The sequence below is a fragment of the Neobacillus rhizophilus genome, from assembly GCF_018343535.1.
In the GTDB taxonomy this organism is placed as follows: domain Bacteria; phylum Bacillota; class Bacilli; order Bacillales; family Cytobacillaceae; genus Neobacillus; species Neobacillus rhizophilus.
On sequence record NZ_JAGYPF010000004.1, the window covers coordinates 709,177 to 733,445 of the forward strand.

At 38.1% G+C, this 24,269-nt stretch carries 18 protein-coding genes and 3 pseudogenes; 19 read left to right on the plus strand and 2 right to left on the minus strand.

Annotation, left to right across the window (positions count from 1 at the left end):
* The first annotated feature begins 3 nt into the window (after positions 1–3).
* The 9 genes and pseudogenes from KHA99_RS21600 to KHA99_RS21640 form a co-directional block, all read left to right on the plus strand.
* Entirely contained in the window at positions 4–597 is a 594-nt protein-coding gene (locus tag KHA99_RS21600; protein ID WP_213119538.1) for a TetR/AcrR family transcriptional regulator, read from the plus strand.
* 408 nt (positions 598–1,005) lie between these two features.
* Positions 1,006–1,590: a hypothetical protein gene (locus KHA99_RS21605; protein WP_213119539.1), complete on the plus strand. Its 585-nt coding sequence runs from the start codon at positions 1,006–1,008 to the stop codon at positions 1,588–1,590.
* A gap of 244 nt (positions 1,591–1,834) precedes the next feature.
* Positions 1,835–2,095, plus strand: coding sequence for a hypothetical protein (locus tag KHA99_RS21610; protein WP_213119540.1), 261 nt, complete (start codon positions 1,835–1,837; stop codon positions 2,093–2,095).
* 562 nt (positions 2,096–2,657) lie between these two features.
* The gene (gene ltrA / locus KHA99_RS21615; RefSeq protein ID WP_213116059.1) at positions 2,658–3,959 is read left to right on the plus strand and encodes a group II intron reverse transcriptase/maturase; all 1,302 of its coding nucleotides are present in this window, start codon (positions 2,658–2,660) and stop codon (positions 3,957–3,959) included.
* A 395-nt stretch (positions 3,960–4,354) separates the two neighbouring features.
* Positions 4,355–4,504 (plus strand): hypothetical protein, encoded by a 150-nt coding sequence (locus KHA99_RS21620; RefSeq protein ID WP_213119541.1) that lies wholly within the window; start codon positions 4,355–4,357, stop codon positions 4,502–4,504.
* A gap of 468 nt (positions 4,505–4,972) precedes the next feature.
* Positions 4,973–5,371 carry a VOC family protein gene (locus tag KHA99_RS21625; protein WP_213119542.1) on the plus strand — a complete coding sequence of 133 codons (399 nt, stop codon included), beginning with the start codon at positions 4,973–4,975 and terminating at the stop codon, positions 5,369–5,371.
* A 504-nt stretch (positions 5,372–5,875) separates the two neighbouring features.
* Entirely contained in the window at positions 5,876–6,220 is a 345-nt protein-coding gene (locus tag KHA99_RS21630) for a PadR family transcriptional regulator (RefSeq protein WP_213119543.1), read from the plus strand.
* Positions 6,217–6,558, plus strand: a complete 342-nt coding sequence (locus KHA99_RS21635; protein WP_213119544.1) for a DUF1048 domain-containing protein — start codon at positions 6,217–6,219, stop codon at positions 6,556–6,558. The genes KHA99_RS21630 and KHA99_RS21635 overlap by 4 nt, the downstream gene beginning before the upstream one ends.
* Positions 6,559–6,611: 53 nt before the next feature.
* Positions 6,612–6,743 (plus strand): annotated as a pseudogene (locus KHA99_RS21640) (DUF1048 domain-containing protein); the annotation flags it as partial.
* An 831-nt stretch (positions 6,744–7,574) separates the two neighbouring features.
* Here the strand turns inward: KHA99_RS21640 and KHA99_RS21645 are convergent.
* A complete protein-coding gene (locus tag KHA99_RS21645; RefSeq protein WP_213119546.1) occupies positions 7,575–9,257 on the minus strand; it encodes a GMC family oxidoreductase in 1,683 nt (560 codons plus the stop codon).
* Between the two features lie 289 nt (positions 9,258–9,546).
* On the opposite strand from KHA99_RS21645, the pseudogene KHA99_RS21650 reads away from it, so the two are divergent.
* Positions 9,547–9,894: pseudogene (locus KHA99_RS21650) on the plus strand (transposase); the annotation flags it as partial.
* A 489-nt stretch (positions 9,895–10,383) separates the two neighbouring features.
* On the opposite strand, the gene KHA99_RS21655 reads toward KHA99_RS21650, so the two are convergent.
* Entirely contained in the window at positions 10,384–11,154 is a 771-nt protein-coding gene (locus KHA99_RS21655; RefSeq protein ID WP_249366808.1) for a cysteine hydrolase family protein, read from the minus strand.
* A gap of 359 nt (positions 11,155–11,513) precedes the next feature.
* On the opposite strand from KHA99_RS21655, the pseudogene KHA99_RS30970 reads away from it, so the two are divergent.
* The 9 genes and pseudogenes from KHA99_RS30970 to KHA99_RS21695 form a co-directional block, all read left to right on the plus strand.
* Positions 11,514–11,795: pseudogene (locus KHA99_RS30970) on the plus strand (glutamate synthase-related protein); the annotation flags it as partial.
* Between the two features lie 2 nt (positions 11,796–11,797).
* Positions 11,798–13,429, plus strand: a complete 1,632-nt coding sequence (locus KHA99_RS21660; RefSeq protein ID WP_213119547.1) for an acetolactate synthase large subunit — start codon at positions 11,798–11,800, stop codon at positions 13,427–13,429.
* Between the two features lie 16 nt (positions 13,430–13,445).
* Positions 13,446–14,873, plus strand: a complete 1,428-nt coding sequence (locus KHA99_RS21665) for an aldehyde dehydrogenase family protein (RefSeq protein WP_213119548.1) — start codon at positions 13,446–13,448, stop codon at positions 14,871–14,873.
* A gap of 539 nt (positions 14,874–15,412) precedes the next feature.
* Positions 15,413–17,158 (plus strand): aromatic amino acid hydroxylase, encoded by a 1,746-nt coding sequence (locus KHA99_RS21670; protein ID WP_213119549.1) that lies wholly within the window; start codon positions 15,413–15,415, stop codon positions 17,156–17,158.
* A gap of 37 nt (positions 17,159–17,195) precedes the next feature.
* Positions 17,196–17,834 (plus strand): GTP cyclohydrolase I FolE, encoded by a 639-nt coding sequence (gene folE / locus KHA99_RS21675; protein WP_213119550.1) that lies wholly within the window; start codon positions 17,196–17,198, stop codon positions 17,832–17,834.
* Positions 17,835–18,099: 265 nt separating this feature from the next.
* A complete protein-coding gene (locus tag KHA99_RS21680) occupies positions 18,100–18,942 on the plus strand; it encodes a YitT family protein (RefSeq protein WP_213119551.1) in 843 nt (280 codons plus the stop codon).
* Between the two features lie 539 nt (positions 18,943–19,481).
* Entirely contained in the window at positions 19,482–20,405 is a 924-nt protein-coding gene (locus tag KHA99_RS21685; protein WP_213119552.1) for an ABC transporter substrate-binding protein, read from the plus strand.
* 366 nt (positions 20,406–20,771) lie between these two features.
* A complete protein-coding gene (locus tag KHA99_RS21690; protein ID WP_249366809.1) occupies positions 20,772–21,155 on the plus strand; it encodes a DUF1259 domain-containing protein in 384 nt (127 codons plus the stop codon).
* 281 nt (positions 21,156–21,436) lie between these two features.
* A complete protein-coding gene (locus KHA99_RS21695; RefSeq protein WP_213119553.1) occupies positions 21,437–23,788 on the plus strand; it encodes a xanthine dehydrogenase family protein molybdopterin-binding subunit in 2,352 nt (783 codons plus the stop codon).
* Positions 23,789–24,269: the final 481 nt, after the last annotated feature.

The following is a 24,269-nucleotide window of genomic DNA, read 5'->3' on the forward strand; positions in this document are numbered from 1 at the left end:
AGGGTGTCTCCATTAAACAGACAGCAGCAGCTTGATCAAATCCGTGACGAACGCAGGGAACAAATAAAACAAGCGGCGCTTAAAATGTTTGCACGCAGAGGATATACAGGCACGAAAACGAGCATGATTGCGAAGGAAGCAAGTATTAGTGAAGGTTTAATTTACCGCTATTTTAATTCTAAAGAGGAACTTTTCATCACTCTTGTCCAAGAATTGATGGAAGAAGCAAGAAGTGAACTCGAGAATGTTGGGTATTTACCGGGAACACCTTTTGAACAAATTAGAACATTAACGAAACACATGCTTGATGAGGACAATATGCACGCCTTTATGTTAATGGAACGTGCCCGCACGGCTGAGGATGTTCCCGAAAAGGTCACACAGATCTTTGAAGGAGTTTCAACAAATGTTCTGATTGAACCAATAATTCCTATCTTTGTTAAAGGTCAGGAATCGGGTGAATTTTCGCCAGGCGAACCTCGAAGGATGTTGTCATGGTATTTTACCATCATCAACAGTCTTCTTACCCAAGACGAGATTGATGAAGAGTATGGGTTGCCAGATGTGGATGTGTTAATACGTATATTGACAAATTAATTTCCAAAGAAGATTTCGATATTTAATAACTTCTTTTTTAATAATCTGGAGTATTTACGAAATAACTAAAGCCTAACTTCTCCTTAAAATATCGAGAAATTAGGCTTTTTAAATTTGATTTTCATAACATTGAAATGAAACGTGGGGACGGTTCTACTGCCTCAAAAATCCTATGAATGGGTACTGTCTTCTTGTTTACTTTCATAAAAAAGTTATTTACTCCACACACTTATTTTTAAATTCAAGTTTATGTCGTTTGATGTCTACGTTATAATTAAAGTATGTTTTCAAAATTTTTGTGAGATTGTCAGAAATGTTCTTTAAGCTAAAACATAGTTGTAAAGGACGAGCCAAACCTTTGGCTAATAAATATTAACGAAAATATACTAATTTGAGGGGATGAAAGCATTGTCAATAGAATTGCTATCGAAAAACACAGCGGATGTTTTTAATGCAATTGTTAGGGAGCCCAATTGGGATAAAACGGAGCTGCTAGAAGGAATCAAAAAGATTATACTACAAGCAAGAGACAGTGTGGGTTCTCCTGAAGAGTACTTAGAGTCATTATTGGTAAATGTTACCCTTCAATCTGCCTATACTAATACTGCCATATCTTTTTTAACGGAGTGCATTGAAGAAGAGCAGTTTCTTTCGCATGAAAGCTTCCAATCGATCATGGCAAATGTTCCTAACCAAGTGAAAGATTCTAATTTCATAGGTGAAAACATGCCTAGGTTTAAGGAGTTAGTCTATAAAGGCTCAACTAGTGAAGAACATATAGCCTATGCGGAAAGTGTTTACTTCCATACCAAGCTAGTCAACGATTTATTGATTGGGTTTATCGGGATATTTCTGGAACCGGATAATAGGAATTATATGGACAATTACTTGGAATATTCTTCCAAAGTAGTCGTTGATGCCGTTATGCACTATTGCCAAACTTATTCCAATCATATTCTAGAAGAGATAAACGCGATGAATTCGACTCAATAGAAAGCTCCTGGTTCGCAAATCTATACATTAGAATACATATATATAGGTTTTCAAGTAATCCGCTCCTCCAAACACAATGTCTTGGTTGAGCCAGTGAAAAATCCGCACGAGTGAGTAATAAGCAGACAGTAAACTTAATATGTCATTACTATCATATCAAACTGTTTTGCTTGCACTTCTGTAAATATATTTCTTCTCCTTGGACAAACTTATTTTGTCAGATTTAATCAAGGAGGAATGAAATATGGTAAACGATATCAAGCAGGAAATGGAACGGATTTGGGCTGAAACGTGTGGTTCATGGGAAAATTGTACGGAGCAAAACATCCAGTCTTTCTTAGAACAATGTGGTGAAAAGAGCATAGACCCACAATATTGTATGAGTTGGGTTGAGCAACATCGCAACGAAATTCCAAATTGGTCAGCTGTTTCGAAAGTGTCTCTTGATTGGGTAAATGAACATACTTCAACAGGTTCGCCGATAAACGGACAGGAACCTCGGTAACAAGGAGAGTAATACTCTCCTTGTTTTATTGCGTGCCCAGCAAGCCGTTAATTGCTAATTGGTGAAAGTCCAATCTGAGTAAGTACCAAGACGCTCAGTAGCTGACAGGCAACTGGTGAAGAAACTCTAAGGTTGAAGCCCTGTGACAAAGTAACTCTCTAGCAGAGTGCGAGCAAACTAACAGGTTGTAACATTAAGTGAATCCTGCCGTCTCGTCAAAGGAACCCACCGTCGGTGGCTAAAGAGAAGTCGAGCCTTGAGTATATGGGCGAAGACCATGGAAGGTGTGAAGAACTTGGGAAAGCAGCACCAAGGAATCTCTCGGGGTAAGGGGAGCGACATGTTAGGAAAGTAATTAACGGAACTGGGGATACCCTCCTCGTCACTTTCATACGAAAGTAAAGCAGAAACCTATAAGTGTAAACGAAGTGGTGAATGGATGAGAGGGAGTCGGAGGGGGTCATAGTACCAATGATGACAATGACAACATAACATTGTCTAGGGAAGGACGGCAAAAGCCAATACCCTACTTCGTTCATATGTTGGAAGGAGGTAAGAGTCAGTGAATGCCAAGAAAATGGCTAACTACACCAATAAAGTAAAAGCTCAAGAACTCTGGAAGACGTTATATCTTTGTGCCAAGGAAAACACTAGCCGTAGATTTCATGCTTTATATGACAAAATTTATCGTCCTGATATCCTATGGGAAGCCTGGCAACGTGTGAAACGAAAGAAAGGCAGTGGGGGCGTAGATGGACAATCGATTGTAAATATCGTCGAGGAATACGGAGAGAAGAAGTTCTTGAACGAACTCTACCTAGAGTTGAAAGAGAACAGATATCATCCCAATCCAGTCCTAAGAACCTACATACCAAAGGATGACGGGAAGAAACGTCCATTAGGAATCCCAACCATTAAAGATAGAGTTGCACAAATGGCTACTAAGATGGTTATTGAACCTATTTTTGAGGCTGACTTTCATGATTGCTCATTTGGTTTTCGTCCTAAACGTAATGCTCATCAAGCCATGGCAAAGATACGAAAAGCGAGTAAGAAATGTTTTTGGGTAGTAGACGTCGATATCCAAGGATATTTTGATAACATCAACCAAGATAAATTGATGAAATTGGTCGAACAACGTATCAGTGACCGCAGAGTTCTAAAGCTAATTCGTAAGTGGCTGAAGGCGGGCATCATGGAAGAAGGTAAGATTAGAAATCCGATTTCTGGAACACCGCAAGGTGGTGTTATCTCCCCGCTGTTAGCGAATATCTATTTAAACACAATGGATAAAATTTGGGAGAAGCGATTTAATCATTTAGGTGAACTGGTCAGGTATGCGGATGACTTCGTCATCATGTGCAACACTAAACAACATGCACTTAAAAGCATTAAAGTTATTCAAGCAATAATGGGAAAACTGGACCTTTCAATTAATCGAGATAAATCAAGATTGGTTCATCTTTGGGATGATATAGAGGGTTTTGACTTCTTAGGATTTCATAATAGGAAGTTTCCAATCCGTCGGAAAGGCGGTTACACATTATTTGTGATGTCACACATCCCGAAAAAGAACGCAATGAAGAAAATGCGTGCAAAAATTAAGGCATACACTGAGCCAAGGGCAAAATTGTACATGGATATTCATGACTTGGTGATCGGATTAAACAAGAAACTACAAGGTTTCAAAAATTACTATCTCATATCACTTAATGCAAAGAAATGGCTTAATCGGATTGATTGGTATGTGTTAGAACGCCTAACATTATTCTATAACAAGAAAAGAAATAGTCGTATGAAACATGGGAATTTAATAGACGTACGAAAAGAAATTGGTCATTTATTAGTGAAATTGGCTAGTTAGTCTCCGTAAAGCCAAAGAAAGAAGAACGTCGGAAAGCCGTATGAGGGAAAACTTCACGTACGGTTTGATGAGGAGGAACTGAAAGTAAAAGAGATAGCCGAAAGGCTATCCCTCTGAAATCAGTTTCTTACTCTACTTGTAAGTTAATCTCGTTCTTGTTATTTCCATTATTTTGAAACTTTCAAGTGAGTTTTATATAATTACCATAATAAACCAAATTAATTTATTAATTATAAATGATATTTCTTCCAAAAATAAGAATAATGAAATGAGGGATTATGAATGGGGGGCTAAAGCAGTTGGCCGATATGGCAAAAGAATGAAGGCGGATGTTGTACAAAAAGGACTCCCTGGTTATGCGTGTATAAAAATATAAGATGAAAGGGGTAGAATGTATGAGTGACAAATCATGGAGGGTAGACACTTATCAAGAAGGACCATATAAAATAAGCGTTCGGAAAAATTTAGAAAATGATCGAGTGGACGAGGGGGATATACCTGATAACGAACTTCCGGAACGTATCAATCTTAAAAATAAAGAGTAAGTAAATCGTTTTTAATTATCAATTATAGGAATATCTTATAATCAGATATTCCTTTTTATTTGCAATTAAAAAGTATTTGAGATCCGCGCCAGATTTTCCTATACCCGACCTCATAAAGAAAAAAAGGTATAGATGCTCTTGTGGAAGTTTTGGTATTCAATAATCGAGGACCCTTTTTTGCTATTAATTTTGATTGCATATTATAAATGGATTTGTAAAATTGAAAAAGTTAATTTCAAATAAACGGTGATTGTTTTTAAGGACACTGGGCTGAAAGGAAAGGAAAAAAGTTCTCTTCTTTAAGTAACAGGCTCTTATGTTAAAGTTGGGATGGCTGCGGCTAACTCGGTTTTTTATGTGCTTACGAGTCTAGTAAAGAAGGAACTAGCTTTTATAGTAGGAACATCCTTTTAAAAAGAAAATCAACTATAGTATAATTTAATATATATAATTAGGAGGTAGATAAAAATGGAAAAGGTAACACCATTTTTAATGTTTCAAGAAAGCAACGCAGAAGAAGCGATGAATTTTTATACATCTATCATTGAGGATTCTCAAATTACAAGCATAGCTAGATATGGGGCTAATGAAGCTGGTCCAGAAGGCACCGTCAAGCAGGCTACTTTTACCTTGAAAGGCCAAGAATTTATGTGTATTGACAGTTTTGTCAAACATCAATTCTCCTTTACACCTTCTTTCTCAATCTTTATTACTTGTAATACTGAAGAAGAGCTTGACTTTCTTTATGAGAAACTTATTGAAGGTGGACAAGCACTTATGCCTTTAAACAATTATGGGTTCAGTAAAAAGTTTGGTTGGGTAAATGACCGTTTCGGCGTTTCGTGGCAATTAACTCTTCCTTTATGAAACATTGTAGTTTAAACAAACGGGTTCTTTTGTTAAAAATACTCAATTATCAATTGACCGAAAAATATGCAAGTCTTTATTTAATTCTTGCATATTTTCGGCTTTTTTTATTCAAAAAATATTAAGACATTGATTGCTATCAATGCGTTTGTAACTAAATAGTCGCTTGTTTTTTTGCGAAGTCGAAACCGTTTGTATTACTAATCATCATCTTGGTCACCTTAACATGTAAATCTAGTCCACAAAATGAGCGAGTTCTTGGTCATCAACCCCTTCACCAATTATTTTTAAATTATTTAGATCACTTTGAGAATAATCACATGTCTGGCTAAAGTCTAAGCTGTCAAATTTGATAAAAAAAATTTGAAGCCGAAATAACGGGCTTTTTTGACGAAAAGTTTTATTGACAAATGACACTATTCGGTAATACTATATACTAGTAGTGAGTGACACTGAATACCTGTGTTACAGAGTACTGAAAAAAATATAAATGGAGGTAAAAAATTGGAAAATATCACAGAAATGCTGAAAGGGGTGCTTGAGGGGTGTGTGCTTGAAATCATCAGCCGTGGCGAAACTTACGGCTATGAAATCACACAACAGCTGCGAGAACTTGGCTTCACTGATGTAGTTGAAGGCACAGTTTATACAATTACAATAAGGCTTGAGAAACACAATCTGGTGGACATCGAAAAAAAGCCATCCACTATGGGACCACCGAGAAAATTTTACACACTTAACGCAGCAGGTCGAGAGCAGCTTGAAATTTTTTGGAAAAAATGGGATTTCGTTTCAAGCAAAATTAACGAACTGAAAACTAAAATAAAATTAAAAGGAGAATTAATATGAGTATTTTTGAAAAAATTATCGGAAGTCTGGATGACAAGCGGGAATGGAAGGCGATGGAGGCGCGTGCGAAGGCACTTCCAAGTGAGTACTGCAATGCTTACAAAGCTATCCAAAAATATATGTGGACTGCTGGTGGTGGTCCTACCAACTGGAAGGACAGCAGCCGTATCTTTGGCGGCATTCTCGACCTCTTCGAGGAAGGTGCAGCGGAAGGCAAGAAAGTCACTGACCTTACAGGCGAGGATGTGGCTGCTTTCTGCGACGACCTAGTGAAGGATGAGCAAACTTGGAAAGACAAGTATCGCAAGAAGTTAAACGATACGATTGGTCGAGGCTAACGGCGAAATCCTAGTGGATTTTCGCCTAGCATCGAAAATAACGACGCAAACAAGTCACTGGGGAGGACTTGGCTTCCTTCGCCGACGAAATGGTGGCTAACGCTAAAACCTATGTTAACAAGTATCTTGAAGATTTGAATCAGAGTATCATGAAGCGATTGGAAAAAAGTAAATTCAATAGATAATTCCTACTGAATAGCTGGTTGCAAATGTAATGTGTCACCTTCACTATTCAGTTATATTTTTAACCTGGTAGTAAGTAATACTTATTATCAGTCAGACTGAGTAGAGGAGTATAGGCAATCTAGCGCCTTACTGCGCTTTTTATAAGGAGGAAAAAAGTATGAGCAATGCAGCGATTTCCGTAACGAGGGCTTTCATACAAGATCTAGTTGCTGTTACGGCAGTCTAGTCTAAAAAGGGTATTTTAAACCATACTCGTTCAAATTTCGATAAGTGATAGCAGCTGGTGGTATCGGTGATGGGGGAATAAATGGAACGACGGTTGGTTTATACCATGGATTGTAGTGATGCAAAAATATGTAGTAAACCATTATCATTCTCTCATTTAAAGTTACAGTAAATTATAAGTGTTCATCTAAATATGATTGGATGGATGCTTAATTTATCAAATAACCAATATTTATATAAAAAGGGGTATACAACCAACCGTGCAGTATAGTTCACATTAATAAAAACAACAACTACCTTCACAAGGTTGTCATTTCGGTTTTTATTGAATTGTGTCGCCAAGGTAAAAGCTGTGCTTCCACCACAGTGTAAAAATAACCTGTACAGGATATTGCTGCGAATCAATGCGGCATTTTGTTATTCATAACGGAAGGGTGATTAGGAGAAATTGAACCCAAAGATTGTTAAGCACAGGATATTTCGAATTATTTATGGGATAAAAAAAGACGTTGGTCAATTTCTAACCAACATCCTTTTTCATCATTAAAAACAGATGGACTTCTTGTTAGATATTTTAGTCTTAAATTAAACCAGATTTCATCTAATCATTCTTGGTCCTGAATAAATTTAACAGAATTTAAACCAATCATTTGTGCCGGTATGGTAGTGTTGCCATCTGGTAAAATGGGGGAGATAGAAAGATCGGCGACTTTCAGGTTCTTAGTGCCAAAAACATTTAGATATCCATCTACAACGCCGTCACGAATACTTCTGCCCATCTTGCATTGACCTCCAAAGTGAAAGATATTGCGATATGAAGCCCTAACGTAACTTTCTAATTTTTTACGTTGTTCTTCCTTATTGCTTATCTCAAAGATTTTTTCAGGTGGGTATACCACTTTGTAAATGCCTTCAGGGTCGATTTTACGTGCTTTCTTCATAATGTGATATGACTGAATATATTGATCAACCATGAAAGCCAGGTCATCAGGGTCTCCAAGCGGATTAAGGTCGATGGAAGGATAAGCTTCAGGATCGCTGTGTGCAGCCAATATAGTACCCCTGCTTTTTGGGTTTAGGTCAAAAAGTCCAATGCTCATAATATTGCTCTTCTTTTTAGGATCAAAAGCCCAGTTATTAGCCAGTACATCTTGAGTAGGGAGAAACGTTGGTGTTGGGGATCCATATATTTGTAGGCGTCGGCCTTCACTTCTGCCGTCTCCTTTAAAAGCACCCAGTGGAAATGGATTGTCTGGGTCTGCAGTCATAAGATCTAAAATCAACTCAGTTTTAACTTCTACTCCCATTCCCGTCGTAAAATGGGCTTGAAAGTTATGCCCCACATTGGGGCTGTTTATAAGTGTTTTAATACCTGCTTTAGCCAGATCATCAGGGCTCCCTATTCCAGAACGTTGTAATATAACAGACGAAAAATTGCCTGCACTAACAATAATCCCCTTTTTAGCATATACTCTATTTGATATACCGTTTCGGACAAATTCAACACCTACGGCAATTTGAATTCCTCCATCCTCTTCAAATAGAATTTTATTCACGGTTGTTTTAGCCAAAATAACTAAATTTCTGCGGCCAACCCCATCTTCATCTGGATGGAACTCATTTCCTTGTGTGACAATTTGTCTATTTAAATATCCAGTGGCAGTGGATGAACGAACGAATTGTCCATTCACTTCCTTATTTAAAAATTGTGATTTAAAAAATGTACAATCCCTTATACCAGTATTGTAATCCTCGACAATGGGAATATTTAATACATCTGATGCAGCTTTTGCTAGCGTATAGGTAAGCCCATCCTCGGGAATGTTTTGCTGTCTGACAAAAATAGGGCCTTTTCTTCCGCGTTCTTCGGGTTCCTGCGTCTTTCCTGTATAAGTTTCATTTTTTATGAATAAAGAACTGACATTATTATAACTCCATTGAGATCCAACCATTTGTGCCCATTCATCATAAAGTTCACTGCTTCCCCGTACAGCATACATGGCATTATGCTCGGAGCTTCCTCCGATTGTTCTTCCGCTTGATATTCTAAGCTGCTGATTCCCAATACTTGGCTCTGCATTTGTAAGCATATTAAAGGAATGCCTATTATCAGAAGCCAATATTCCTGATACTGCCCCAGAAGGACTGCTAAGTTCTTTAACCATATTTGTTCCTGGTTCCAGGACAATTACAGAGTTTGTTATATCATCCGATAATTTCTTTGCAATTACCCCACCAGCAGTTCCCGCACCTATTACAATATAATCGAAGGTATTTTTTGCGGACATTTCATCATTCCTCTCCAAAGCCTATTAACTTTGACAAAAGTCTTATTTTAAATGTATTACAAACATCACCTATATGTGAGTGTCCATATTAGTTCGTACCTCTGAGTTTTTGGTAGCCGTTTTACTTTTTAGGGACAATTGTAATTAATATTAGTTGCTTCTTTTAAAGGAAATAGTATGTATTTGTAGATGTGCGGCAAGTTATTTTTTTGTATTAACGGGAAATCTTTATGCAATTTCACCTCAAATGTTTAACAGTCATAAAGCTCAATTGGGAAATATATCCTAGCTTACTTTAGCTGGTATATTAGGTGAGGCGTGGGAGTTAATTCAATTTTCTCACGGTAATTCTCTTCTTCGCCATGCAGGGTTGCATTTAGCTGAAACTAGTACAGCTAGGTGGAAAGACCAAATTTTGATTTCTAAGCGTGGACGATCTAGACTAAGGAGATTCCTTTACTTATCGACTATGAGCCTTGTGATGAATAATCCAGAATTTCAAGTTTTACATTCTCATAACGTCAAAGTCAAAAAAATGAAGAAAATGAAATTAATTATGAAGTAAATTGGCAAGATGGCAAGAATTTTTGTAGATATTTCGAAACGAAATGAGTCCTATTGCTCTGATAAAATTTAACCACTAACACCATTGGCATCTTAATAACTTATAGAATCTGAGATTCGTTCCCATTTAGGATATAACAAATTGTTTATATCGTTGGCTTATTCGTAGGATTTCATATATGTACGGAGTACCAGGTTTCTTCCATTCAAGGCACTGACCCATCAGGTTAGCATAACTGGCCTCCCCCCCTTGGAATAGGCATGACGAAGGAATGTAAGGGCAAAAGACCCGTTGAGACATGGGAGAGAAAGCCTCTAGGGGCGGCGTGGAGCATGTACATTAAATGGTAAATATGGAGTAGAAGTTCACTCCTTTTGTTTACTATGCCTTTACGAAGTCATAATGATCTGAAATCATTTCTTTTATCCGTTAAACCTATTTAAAGGGATATGATATCCTGCGAATAAGCAAGTATTCGGACGATTAACAACAAGTACATCTTTTATGTGATTATTATTTGCAATTATCATCTATCAAAAAAAGCCTCCAAACTCGAGGCTTTTATTTCTGACTTGATTTCATTTTATCTATAGTCTCATTTGTAGACCATGAGGCACTGGCAATCATACGAAAATTTATTTTTGCAGCCATATCTCCATCTAAATTATTTATTTTTGCTGCTGCTGTTGCGTCGTGAACCACTGACACTTCAAAGCCTTGTTCAATTAGTTCACGCATATGGGATTCAACGCAAAGATTCCCAGACATACCTGCAAGAATGACGCGGGTAATTCTTTGTTTTCGCAGTTGCAAAACCAAATCATTGGCTTCGGGTCCATAAATTTTGTGAGGACTTGTGATTACAGTTTGGCCATCTTCAATATATGGCTTATATCTATCAAGAAAGTCAGCACCAGAGCCTTTAAAGCCTTCAAGCGATAATGGACCTTTTCGTTGATACATTTTAAGTTCGTGCATTGAATGTTCCATAGCTCCCCCAAACACCCATTTTAAATCATATGGATAATAGTAATGAGGGGACACAAACACTTTGAAATTATTTTCCTTTGCTGTTTTGAATAATAAATCAATGTTTTCAATCGTATGATTTTTAGCAACACTGTCTTTGACTAAATTCCATGCCACACCTTTTGGACTTAAAAAGTCATTTTGAGGATCTGTAATCACCAAAGCAGTATTCTTTGGAGAGACCTTCATACCAGGTGTTGGAAGAGGTTTGATTTGTGCTGCAACTACGTTTTGATTAAAACAATAAAGATTAAGATTGACAATAAATGAAAACAGAAAAAAACATTGTAGAATTTTTCTCATTAAGATTCTCCTTCAATAAAGTTCTTTACGCCTATTTTGTGATTATTAATCTGGTGAAATTCATGTGAGAAAAAGTTCTTCATCTTGAATAAAGTTTTCGTTTGGAAATTTAAAACAAAAATAATAAAAAAAGATATGAGTAAATGAGGGGGCTTAGCGGAAGATTGTGAAGAAAATATACTTAAAAGGGTGCAAGAGTTAAAGATCTAGACAGTCATTTTGGCAGCTTTTCTTGTTTCACTAACGGGAGGTAAGTGTTAGTTAGAGGTTAGGATAAGGAAATAAATTTGTGGAAAACTATGGTGAACAATTTGTTTTAAATTAAGGTGGCTTTACATGAACAACTATACAAAAAATACACAGTAGGTTATATCCAAGCCTTAAAAGGCCATTCAAATGCTTGTCCAGTCGGGGTAGCAACAACCGGATCCCGATTTACAAAAGGCTCTTGTAATGGATGAGAAAAAGGATCGTACGGCCAATATTTAATTTATATGCGAAAAGGGCTGTTCCGTCTGGCTGCAGCAGCTGGATTAGATTCACCAGTGCATTTTAAACCTGAACATATCGTTTACAAAGACGAAAGAAATCATGTTTATTCATTAGAAGTAGTGTATCAATCCATTGTAAAGGGTGTTTAATAGTGAAGGCAGCTGAATTATTAGTTAAGTGTTTAGAGAAAGAGGGCGTAGAATATATCTTTGGGATACCAGGTGAGGAAAATATCGATCTTATGGATGCTCTACTGGATTCAACGATTAACTTTATCGTAACCCGACATGAAACGAGTGCTGCTTTTATGGCAGGGACCTACGGAAGGTTAACGGGAAAACCTGGTGTGTGCTTAGCAACATTAGGGCCAGGCGCAACAAACCTTTTAACAGGTGTCGCAAATGCCAACATGGATTTGAATCCAACTGTTGCAATAACAGGCCAAGCTAGTTTAGACCGGCAGCATAAAATTAGTCATCAATATTATGATTTAATTCATATCTATGAACCTGTAACAAAATGGAATGCACAAATAAAAAAGGGAGAAATCATACCTGAGGCAGTTCGTAAGGCATTTCAAGTATCGACTCAGGATAAACCAGGGGCTGTCCACATCGATCTCCCTAATGATGTTGCTGGAATGGAAGTTCAGGGAACTCCATTAAAGGGAACAGTCCATACTTTAACTGAAGCAGGGGATCAGGTAATTAAAGAGGCAGCCCAACTTATTGAACAAGCTGAGCACCCTATCATTTTAGCTGGTAACGGAATAACGAGAGGAAATGCTGCTGAACAATTAAGGGCTCTAGTGGAAAAGGCCAATATTCCTGTCGTCCATACTTTCATGGGAAAAGGAGCTCTTCCCTGGACCCATGACTTAAGTTTATTTACAGCAGGCATTGGCGGGAATGATTACATTACTTGTGGATTTAATCACTCCGATTTAATTATCGCGATTGGTTTTGATATTTCAGAATATGCTCCATCTAAATGGAATCCTAATGGTACCACCTCCATTTTACACATTGATACAGAAGAAGCAGAGACCGATCAAAATTATCCAGTAAAACTAAATGTAGTAGGAGATATCAAACGGAATTTAGATAAGATACATATGGTTCTTTCCCAAAAAGAAAGGAATAATACATGGGTATTGAACGTTAGGAATAAGGCACTCGCTGAGCTGCAGCAATTTCGTGATGATACAAGCTTCCCGCTCAAACCTCAGAAAATTATTTCCGATCTAAGAGCTGTTTTAAAAGAAGAGGATATTGTGGTTTCTGATGTGGGGGCACATAAAGTATGGATAGGGAGAATGTTCCATACCTATCAACCGAATACCTGTCTAATTTCTAATGGCTTGGCATCAATGGGGATCGCGGTCCCTGGAGCGATAGGAGCGAAACTTGCCCAGCCGAATCGAACCGTTGTCGCTGTTTGCGGGGATGGATCTTTTCAAATGACCGGCGCTGAGTTAGAAACAGCTAAACGGCTGAATCTCCCAATTATTGTTTTATTATGGAGAGATGAAGGGTATGGCTTAATCGAATGGCATCAGATGAAAAAGTTTAACCGTCCTTCCCATATTAAATTTGGAAATCCTGACTTTGTGCAGCTGGCCTCGTCCTACGGATTTGAAGCAATGCAAATTAAAAATGCAGAGGAACTTAAGCCTGCACTAGAAAAAGCCATTGCCATGAACAAACCAGTCTTTATTGATTGCCCAGTTGATTATAGTGAAAACATGAAATTAACGGAGAAATTAAGTCATCTTCAATGCTAAGAAAGGAAGGATCAACATGCGGCTCGGCTCGATTATCAATGGTCAAGAGAGAAATGAACCTAATCGGGAAACTCTTGAAGTAAAAAATCCCTACAACCAAGAAATTGTAGCGGAATTGGCTTTAGCGACAAAAACTGATCTGAATGAAGCAGTAGAAAATGCCTTTGAAACTTTTCATTCTACGATGAAGACGATGCCTGCTTATCAACGGAGTGACATTTTGCGAAAAGCAGCCGACCTATTAGAGGAAAAGCAGGAAGATTTTACAGACACAATTGTCCAAGAGGCTGGTAAACCAATCAAATATAGCAGAGATGAGATCAATCGTTCCGTTCAAGTCCTACGGTTTGCTTCTGAACTTGCCAAAAATATTACAGGAGAAGTCCTGCCAATGGATGCAGCCATTGGCGGCGAAAATCGAATGGGGCTTGTGAAACGAATCCCATTAGGTGTGGTGGGAGCCATCACACCCTTTAACTTTCCGCTGAATTTGTCATTGCATAAAATTGCACCAGCAATTGCTGCAGGTAATACGATTGTGTTCAAACCTGCCGAGAAAACACCTGTGTCGGGTTATAAATTAGTCAAGTTATTTCAGGAAGCAGGCCTTCCGGATGGTGCTTTAAATTTGTTAATGGGAACGGGAGCGGTAGGGGCACCACTTGTCACACATGAAAAAGTCCATAAAGTTTCGTTTACAGGAAGCTTAGCAGTCGGAAAGAAAATTCGTGAAACTGCCGGCTTTAAAAAAGTAACCCTTGAATTAGGCTCCAATTCCCCTAATATCATTTTCGAAGATGGAGACATAGAAACGGCTGTAAAAAGATTAGTGGTTGGAGCATTTTCTTTTTCAGGACAAGTTTGTATCCATGCTCAACGAATCTTTGTACAAAAAAATGTTTATCAGCCATTTTTGGAACAGTTCATTAAAGAAACTAGGGCTTTGAAAATTGGAGATCCAATGGTGGAAGCCACAGATATCGGGCCCATGATCACTGAGAAAGAAGCAGAGCGGGCTAAGCTTTGGATTGAAGACGCGGTCAAAAATGGTGCGAAAATAGAAGTGGGCGGTGAACAAAATGGGACCATTCTTTCTCCAACCATCATGACTGATGTCGATCGTAATATGAAAATCATCGCAGAAGAGGTTTTTGCTCCGATTGTATCAGTTATTCCGTTTGATACAGAAGAGGAAGTTATCGGATATGCTAATGACTCCATTTACGGTTTGCAAGCTGGTGTTTTCACCCAGGATATTGACCGGGCAATCCGGGTAGCAGACCAATTAGAAATAGGCGGTGTTTGGATTAACGATATTTCTACCTACCGGCAGGATAATATCCCTTACGGAGGTGTAAAACAAAGTGGTATAGGCAGAGAAGGAATTAAATATGCTATAGAAGAAATGACGGAACTGAAATTTATTGGCATTAAATTAAAATAGCACCGTGGGGACGGTTCTCATGGCTCATAAATTGTATCCTTTTTGAAAGATATCACCTTGAAATGAGTCTGGACCTTCCCCAAGGTCCTAATTTTTTTCAGTTGGATTGAGTTTTATCGAAAGCAAACTTTTATTAAGACTTTCCGGTGTACTCAATAGGATAGGAGGGGATTAATTCAAAAATTAATAACAGGAATTAAAAAATACAAAAAACCATTTGACAAGAAGTAAAAATCCTTGTATTTTATAAATACACTTTAATACTTAAAAGCGTTTTAGCGTTTAAGTGTGTTAGTAAAATTATATCAGCCTAGCATTCTAGTAGTACCTTCTATCAGCAAATAGAGACTGGACAGGTGGTGAAAGTCCAGGTTAGAAGTCTTATGAAATACACATGCAACCAAAAAGGCTAATTCTTTTAAGTGGACCTGTTTGTGAAATTATGCGGGTCAAAAAGGGTGGTACCGCGGAGAGTTTCTTCGTCCCTTGTGGGGACGTGAGGACTCTCTTTTTTATTTTTTAAAGGAGAGGAATAACAAATGGAAAAAACATCAGCAAGAATTCCGAAGCACTTACAAAAATATGTTGTGAACCAGCAGTACGAAAAATATACAGCCATTGATCAGGCAGTTTGGCGTTATGTGATGAGGCAAAACCATTATTTTTTAAAAAATTCTGCCCATCCTGCATACACAGGGGGATTGAAATCCTCGGGTATTTCAATAGAAAAAATACCGAATGTTCATGATATGAATGAAGCCCTATCACCATTCGGATGGAGAGCGTCCAATATTGACGGTTTCATTCCAGGTGTCGTATTCTTCGACTTTCAGGCAAATGGGATTCTACCGATCGCGTCAGATATTCGGAAGCTGGAGAACATCCAATATACCCCAGCTCCTGATATTATTCATGAAGCGGCAGGACATGCTCCCATACTGGTTGATGAGAAATTCTCGCAATATGTAAAATTATTTGGACACATTGGTTCAAAAGCCCTTGCCACAGGTGAAGAACATGAATTATTTGAAGCGACAAGAGCTTATTCCAACTTGTTAGAATCAGGTACAGCGACAGAGGAAGAGATTGTGGCAGCAAAAGTCCTGTTTGAGGAAAAACAAGCTAGTGTTACCGGACTATCAGAGGCAGAAAAAATTTCAAGACTATACTGGTGGACGGTTGAATACGGTTTAATTGGAAGTATTGATGAACCTAAAATATACGGTGCGGGTTTGCTTTCTTCTGTGGCAGAAGGGAGAAGCAGTTTAACGGAGTCGGTTGAAAAAATCCCGTTTGATTTGCAACGAGTGATTGAAACGGGCTTTGATATCACAAAACCCCAGCCGCAATTATTTGTATGTGAAAGCTTTGAGCAATTAATTGACGCAGTCAAGGAATTTGCAGAAACCATGGCATTCAAAAAAGGTGGAACAGAAAGCTTGGAAAAGGCACTTCGGTCTAGGAATACTACCACCATGGAATTTGATTCCGGCCTTCAACTTACAGGAACTTTAAACACTATTATAAAAGATGCGAAAGGTGAAGCGATTTATATTCGAACTGAAGGACCTTCCGCGTTAGCCTTTAATAATCAAGAACTTCCGGAGCACGGAAGGGTAAGACATGGTGAGGGCTTCGGTGCACCGATTGGAAAAATAAGGGCACTTTCTCAACCTCTAGATGAGATGACCGACGATGTACTGAAAATGAACGGAATTGAAATTGGAAAAGAATGTGTCCTTAAATATGAAAGCGGAGTGACCGTGAGAGGTACTCCACAGAAATTCCTTCGAGTTAAGGACAAGCTCGTGGTGATTTCCATCGAGAATTGTACGGTATCCCTCAACGAAGAAATCCTTTTTGCTTCAGATTGGGGCACGTTTGATTTAGCGGTTGGTGAGTCGATTACTTCTGTTTTCGCTGGTGCAGCAGATTCAGAACAGTTTTTCTGCGATTTGAATGAATTAGAGCAGAAGCCACTACAGTCTAAGGAAGAAACAGTTCTTGAAAAGCTATACAGTGAAGTAAGGGCATTAAGAGAAACAAGCATCGACAGAGACGTTATGCAACAAAGACTTAATCAAGTATTTGATAGGCTGTCAGTCGAGTTTCCACAAGATTGGCTGTTACGTCTAGAAATAATAGAACTCTTGGAACATCAAAATTTGTTACCATCATGGAAAACGATCTTGCTCCAACAGCTGAATGACATCAAAAAGCTTCATCCGGACTTCCCGGAAATGATAGAAAGAGGATTACTGTTAGCAAAAGAATTAAGAAAGTAGAGGCTAGTTTTAAAAGTTTAGCAAGTGAGGAGAAAATATGTTTATAAAAGAGTTAGATATTATTTCTAAAAAATTTCCGGAAGTCTTTCAGGATGATTCGACTGGGATTGAACAAAAAACGTTTCAAATGGAAAAAATCATGCAGGCATTTAAAGACCTGATTGCATTATGCGGGGATGACCCTGAGCGGGATGGTCTTCAAGAAACGCCATATCGGGTGCTTAAAGCTTTTCTTGAATATACGGAAGGATTCCGTGAGGAGCCTAAAACCCATTTGGAGAAAACCTTTGATGTAAACCATAGGGAATTAATATTGGTTAAGGACATTGAATTTCATTCTTTATGTGAGCACCATTTTGCCCCATTTTTTGGAGTGGCACATGTTGGTTATATTCCCGATGAAAAAATAACGGGTCTTTCCAAATTGGCAAGACTAGTTGAGGGATACTCGAAGAGATTTCAGGTACAGGAACGCCTGACGAACCAGATAGCTGAGGCAATAGAGGAGGTTCTTCGTCCAAAAGGAACGATGGTGATCATTGAAGCCAAGCATATGTGTATGTGTGGAAGAGGGGTAAAGAAATCCAGTGCTTCTACAACGACATCCTCGGTTCGAGGGGTTTTTGCCCATCAATCTGACGCAAGGGCTGAATTTTTATCACTTTTACAAAGATAAAAGATTTTTTTGGTCCTGAAGCAATAAAAAGTGGGTATTTCTCCAAGAAGGAGAAATGCCCTTTTTTATTTGGATTTCCTCAACGTTGTAAAAAATACGTATTTGTGGCAGGACCCCTATAAGCAAAGGTAAGGAGGCTAGTAGACTCTCCCCCTGAACTTTACTCCTAATAAATAACAGACTATTGTACGATTTAAATGTTCCACGATATAATGGTGAGAGTTTTGTGCCTGAATAAATTTTTTTAAAAGCAGTGAGGTAGAGTATGAAAAAAACAACCACAGACATCATTTTTATCATTATTGGTGCCTTTCTTTTTGCAATAGGTGTTAATGTATTTGTTATTCCGAACGAGCTTGGGGAAGGCGGGGTAACTGGTATCACAATTATTACCTACTATTTATTTGAGTGGTCACCAGGTTTAGTTAACTTAATTCTGAATACGTTTTTGTTAATTATTGGTTATAAATTTTTGAATAAGGTAACAACGATTTATACCATTATTGCAGTGGTTTTTAATTCGCTTTTTCTTCATCTGACAGAGGGCTGGAATATTGCTTCTGATGAATTGATGGTGAATGCCATTTTTGGAGGTATCATTATTGGGGCTGGGATTGGCTTAATTATTCGGGTTGGCGGAACAACAGCAGGTACTACCATCTTAGCAAGGATTACACATAATTTTTTAGGATGGAGTATTAGCTATGGTCTATTGTTTTTTGATTTAATCGTTGCATTTTCATCTTATTTTATCATTGGTGCAGAAAAGCTGATGCTGACAATTATTATGCTATATGTAGGAACGAAAGTGATGGAATTTGTAATCGAAGGTTTGAATCCGAAGAAGGCCATTACGATTATTTCTGATAAACCGAATGACATTGCCAAACAGGTGACTACATCTATGGACAGAGGGGTAACCGTATACTCTGGTCATGGTTATTACACAAAAACCCCAAAGGAAATTCTTTATATTGTTATTAGTAAGCAAGAAGTAATAAAGTTGAAACGAATTGTTCAATCTACTGATCCGAATGCTTTCATCGCTATACACGATGTTCGTGATGTGTTCGGAGAAGGATTTATTGATATTTCTAAAGCATTATAAGAAGCTGATTTAAAAGAGTTTAAATTTGAAGTGTTGGTATTAGATAGATATCTACCTGTTTTAATTACTAATCTACAGGTAAAGTTAGCCCCTTTTTAATGCCTTCTTTTTTTGACAATACTTTTGCAAAAAAGTTGTCTCGTGGATGTAGATTACCTGAAGGTTTAACTGAAGTTATATAACACCATATATTAAAAATTTGGTTAATAATTGTTTATTTCATGAAAGGGCACAATTCTGCAGTAAAAATTGTGCTCTTTCTTTATGTATAGGGCAATTTTATTGAATAACTTCCTTTAATAAAACTGGATATTTATGTTAAAATACAAATGAGATTCTGAAGGGGTACTTAAATCAACTCGCAGGTTAGTTGAAAAATCAGAGTGTTTGGAATGAACATAGTAGAATGGTGAAAATTCCCACATTTTTAACTTCACTCGATTATATATTAGATAAGAAATCAATTGCTGAAGAAACGTCCGATTGGAAAAAATTGAAAACAAAATATTAATAGAATTTAACTTGAGGAGGCTATTAAAATGAAGGTTTGCTCGTTTTTGCCCGCCGCTACAAATATGATTTATGAAATGGGACTAGAAAGATATCTGAATGGAGTCACATTTGAATGTCCATCGGATAAACCAAAAGTTGTACGTACCCATCTCGAGGGACGTAATCTTTCAAGTCCAGAAATTGAAACTTTTGTAACAGAATCATCAAATATGGGAAAAAGTTTATATTATGTTGATATGGAATTATTATCAGAAATAGCACCTGATCTTGTGTTTACTCAAGATGTATGTGACGTATGTCAAATTAGTACCTCTGTTGTTCAAAGAGCCATTGGATCCCTTAAAAAGCAACCAAAAGTGGTACCATTAATACCGCGAAGGCTACGGGATGTTTATCAGAATGCTCTAACCATTGCAACGGAGCTTGGAGAAGAAAAGATTGGGCTTGATTACTTAGCATCCTTACAAAAGAGAGTACATGCAATTACTGACAAACTTCGTGAACATCAAGCAGAACCAAAAAGAGTGATGATTATGGAATGGTTAGATCCCATTTATAATTGTGGGCATTGGATTCCTGACCAAATCTCTTTGGCGGGTGGAGTGGATATGTTGTCAAATCCTGCAGGTTACTCTGTAGTGACTCCTTGGGAAAAAGTACGACAATATGATCCAGAAGTATTGGTTATTGCACCTTGTGGTTTTCAGGTGGAACGATCGATACAGGAAATCGATCAGCTAACAAGTAAACCGGGGTGGAGCGAATTGACTGCAGTAAAAAACAAAGCAGTCTATCTTGCAGATGCAGATTACTTTACAAGGCCAAGTACCACATTGGTAGACGGAATTGAGTTACTAGCTGCCCTCTTCAATCCACAACTGTTTGATATTCCAGAAACATGCATGAAAAAGGTTGTAGCTATTTCAGATACAGAATTATCATGGGTGTAAGTGATAATTCCTCAACAAGGATTTGGTGGGTTTCCTTTAGTAAAAAATCAACATTAAGCTTTAACATGCCATAGTATAAGAAAAAGTTGTTGTGTCGTAGATCGAACATACTGTTTAATAAATTTAAACTTTTTATTCCGTAATCGGGCGCAATTCTGTAGCAAGAATTGTGCTCTTTTTTATGTTAAGGGCCAGATTATGGAGGAACACACTTGAAATATAATAGAGATTGTAAAGGAATGTACTTAAGCTAACTGGGTGCGTTCGTTGAATATCTTAATTTTTTATTTCAAAATAGATGTATGTCCGTTTCAGATTTATTTATTTATTCATATCCTCGTAATACCAGGGAGGAGATGAATAGCATTGTCTAATGATGAATTAATTTGTCAAGAGTTTGCTAGAATTATCGGCGGACAAGAGGGTTTTGCAGGTGGAAAATGCGTAGCAACCATAAATCGAAATGACATAAAAGTAATAATTTTAGGAAAACGTTTCAGAGTAACCTCTTCTTTCTCATTTGAATCAAGAAATAATCAGACTGGACGAGCATTGTGCCTAGGTAGGGTAGCACTCTTGCAAAAAGAAGTTGAGAATTTTGTTGCTTCCATTCTTAAACAAGGGATAATAGTTTCATCAATACACAATGAGTGGCTTTTTGATAATCCGAATTTGATTTACGTTAATATCGAATCTGTTGATGATCCATTAGTTTTTGCAAGGAAGGTCAGAAGAGCGTTAAGGAGATAAATCGCGCAAGAGTTGAAGATCGATGAATTGATCTACAGCTCTTTTTTCTTACTGCACTAAAGAAGCAGGTTAGCTCAATAAGAGGGACACTATGTTATGAAATATCAAAGGATACCATTTTTTATTGTCCTAAAGGGGCAGTTTTCTTGAATAAGCACGATTTTTTTAGCGGGTATCATTAAATATTTGGGTTATTTCAACGTAGTGTATTTATCTTAATTTACACGAATATTAATTTAATTGGAAAGGTTCATGAAAACCGACGGTTAGGAGGGATTGGCTTGGATGTAATTGGAAAAGGAATCATTCGTAAAGACGCTTGGGATAAAGTGACAGGAGATGCGAAATACACAGATGATTACCAGTCAGTCGGGATGCTCTCTTGTACCAAGATCATCAGTCCATATGGGCACGCTAGGATCACTGCGATTGACACGACAGAAGCACAAAAAATACCGGGAGTTAGGGCAATTATCACAGGAGACCATTTTCCACTCACAGGTGAGGCTATTCGCGACCGCCCGCCGATTGCTGTCGATAAGGTCCGTTATCACGGTGAAGTTGTTGCCTTAGTTGTTGCTGATAATCCTGCACAGGCAAAGAAAGCCGCTGACCTTGTGAAGGTGCAATATGAATTATTACCTGTGGTAAATTCACCTACACAGGCATTCCAAAGGAATACTTCTCTCGTTCATGAAAGGTTAGGTGAATACAAAAAGGAGGAAGATTCAAGCCCGGTCCCGGGAACAAATATTGCAAACCATATAAAAATTCGCAAGGGCAATATGGAACAAGGTTGGTCTGAGAGTGAGGTAACAGTAGAAGCAAGCTATTCCTTTGCCCCATCAGATCATGCCGCAATGGAAACAAGATGTTCAACTTGTGAGATTTCACGAGATGGAACAATCAATATAATGACCTCATCTCAGGCACCTTATATGGTCAAAACGCTGATTTCGGAATACCTTGGTGAAGATATAGGGAAAATTGTTGTTCACACGCCGTTTGTTGGAGGAGGCTACGGTGGAAAAGCGCCCGTTCAGCTTGAAATACTAGCGTACTTAGCATCGAAGGCTGTTGGTGGCCGATCCGTAAAGGTTTTTAATACGCGTGAAGAAGATATCATTACATCTCCATGTCACATTGGTTTAGATGCAACTGTTAAAATTGGGGCTGACCGTAACGGAAAAATTAAAGTTATGGAAATCCTTTTTTTGTGGGATGGGGGAGCTTATTCGGATAAAGCAATTGATGTAACGAGATCTGGGGCGGTCGATTGCACAGGACCCTACAATGTGGAGAATGTATGGTGTGATTCATACTGTATGTATACCAACCATCCGTATGCCTCCCCTTACAGAGGATTTTCACATTCCGAGCTTACGTTTGTGATTGAAAGAACAATGGATTTACTCTCACAAAAACTGCAGATGGATCCGCTGGAACTTAGGTTTTTAAATGCCATTAGGCCAGGAAATACAACACCGACAAGGGTTCCTTTAAATAAAAGCAATTTAGGGGATTTACCACATTGTATTGAGAAAGTAAAACATTTAATGAAATGGGACGAAGGGCCGGTTAAAGAGATAGATGAACGTTTTGTTAGAGTAAAAGGCGTGAGCTGCAGTTGGAAAACGTCAACGATTGATGCCAACGCTCCCTCCGGTGTTACTTTAACCTTTAATCGAGATGGTAGTATCAATTTAATGTCAGGCCTTATCGAAATTGGAACTGGAACTAAGACTGTGCTTGCTCAAATTCTCGCCGAGAGACTCAAAATGGATGTCGATAAAATTCATGTCAGAATGGAAATTGATACCCAGACCATGCCAGAACATTGGAAGACCGTTGCCAGCAGGGGAACATTTATGGCAGGCAGGGCTACCTTAAATGCCGCAGAAGATGTGATTAACCAATTAAAAGAAGTGGCCTCATGTGTGCTAAGAGCACCGAAAGAAGATTTGGAAGTGGCAAATAGCCGGGTGTTTTTGAGGGATGATCCATCCATTGGTCTCGATTTTAAAGAAATTGGTTATGGATATAAGTATCCAAATGGTAACGCTATAGGTGGTCAAATCATTGGCAGAGGAAAATATATTTTACGTCATATAACATCTTTGGATCCCGAAACTGGAGCTGGGAAACCCGGTCCAGAGTGGTCTGTTGCGGCTTATGGTGTAGAGGTAGAATTTGATCGTAAAGATTATACGTATAGATTGGTTAATGCTGCAGCGGTGGTGGATGCTGGCCGGGTGTTGAATGAAAAAACCGCATTAGGTCAGGTTATGGGAGCAATGAGTATGGGGCTGGCATTCGCTGGAAGAGAAACATTTTACTTTGATGATTTAGGGAGGGTTTTGAATCCGCAGCTTCGGACGTATCGTCCACTTCGCTATGGAGAGAATCCTAATTACTTGGTTGGTTTTGTTGAAAATCCACAGATTGATGCACCATATGGAGCTCGTGGAATAGGAGAACTAGGTTTAATGGGAATGCCTGGGGCACTAGGGAATGCGTTGTCCTTAGCAGCTGGTGTTTCGCTTCATAATCTTCCATTAATTCCAGAATTGATTTGGAAAGCAAAGGAGAAACAAAAAAGTTTATCCGGTGGGAACGAGTACAGTTCTATTTGAAGGTCGTCATATATGAGGACTGAACAGGTTAGTTACAGCAAAGTAATTATGCCGCTTCTTGATCGCCTTTAGCAGTTACTTCACCAGCTGTTCAGTCTGGATATAAACTACCATCAAACTGTGCTAGTTCATCAAAGAATTGAACAGGAACCTTATAATCAATAACGAAGAGTCGAAGTTGCGACTCTTTTTCTTGTTCCACTAATAGGGGGCAGGTTAGTACAACAAGGAATTTCAAAAAAAAATACAAGATTATATAGTAAAACAGGCTAAAAGGCTGTGTAAAAACATGAAGGTTTCTTTAATTGATGCTATGGATAAGAATAGTGTAATTTATACGGGGATAGAGACACGAGGGAGTCACTTCAAAGAGAAACCGCATTACACGAAGAGTTTATTAGTTATTTATTTGATACCGAAGAGGAGTATTGAATTCGCCTTATTGAACGGGTGCAAATCTTCAATAAAAAAACGCTTTTTT

Excerpts from the sequence above, each read along its gene's own strand:
- KHA99_RS21610 (WP_213119540.1), top strand. The coding sequence starts at position 1,835 with ATGGTAAACGATATCAAGCAGGAAATGGAACGGATTTGGGCTGAAACG.
- KHA99_RS21620 (WP_213119541.1), top strand. The coding sequence starts at position 4,355 with ATGAGTGACAAATCATGGAGGGTAGACACTTATCAAGAAGGACCATAT.
- KHA99_RS21625 (WP_213119542.1), top strand. The coding sequence starts at position 4,973 with ATGGAAAAGGTAACACCATTTTTAATGTTTCAAGAAAGCAACGCAGAA.
- KHA99_RS21635 (WP_213119544.1), top strand. The coding sequence starts at position 6,217 with ATGAGTATTTTTGAAAAAATTATCGGAAGTCTGGATGACAAGCGGGAA.
- KHA99_RS21645 (WP_213119546.1), bottom strand. The coding sequence starts at position 9,257 with ATGTCCGCAAAAAATACCTTCGATTATATTGTAATAGGTGCGGGAACT.
- KHA99_RS21655 (WP_249366808.1), bottom strand. The coding sequence starts at position 11,154 with ATGAGAAAAATTCTACAATGTTTTTTTCTGTTTTCATTTATTGTCAAT.
- KHA99_RS21665 (WP_213119548.1), top strand. The coding sequence starts at position 13,446 with ATGCGGCTCGGCTCGATTATCAATGGTCAAGAGAGAAATGAACCTAAT.
- KHA99_RS21670 (WP_213119549.1), top strand. The coding sequence starts at position 15,413 with ATGGAAAAAACATCAGCAAGAATTCCGAAGCACTTACAAAAATATGTT.
- folE (WP_213119550.1), top strand. The coding sequence starts at position 17,196 with ATGTTTATAAAAGAGTTAGATATTATTTCTAAAAAATTTCCGGAAGTC.
- KHA99_RS21680 (WP_213119551.1), top strand. The coding sequence starts at position 18,100 with ATGAAAAAAACAACCACAGACATCATTTTTATCATTATTGGTGCCTTT.
- KHA99_RS21685 (WP_213119552.1), top strand. The coding sequence starts at position 19,482 with ATGAAGGTTTGCTCGTTTTTGCCCGCCGCTACAAATATGATTTATGAA.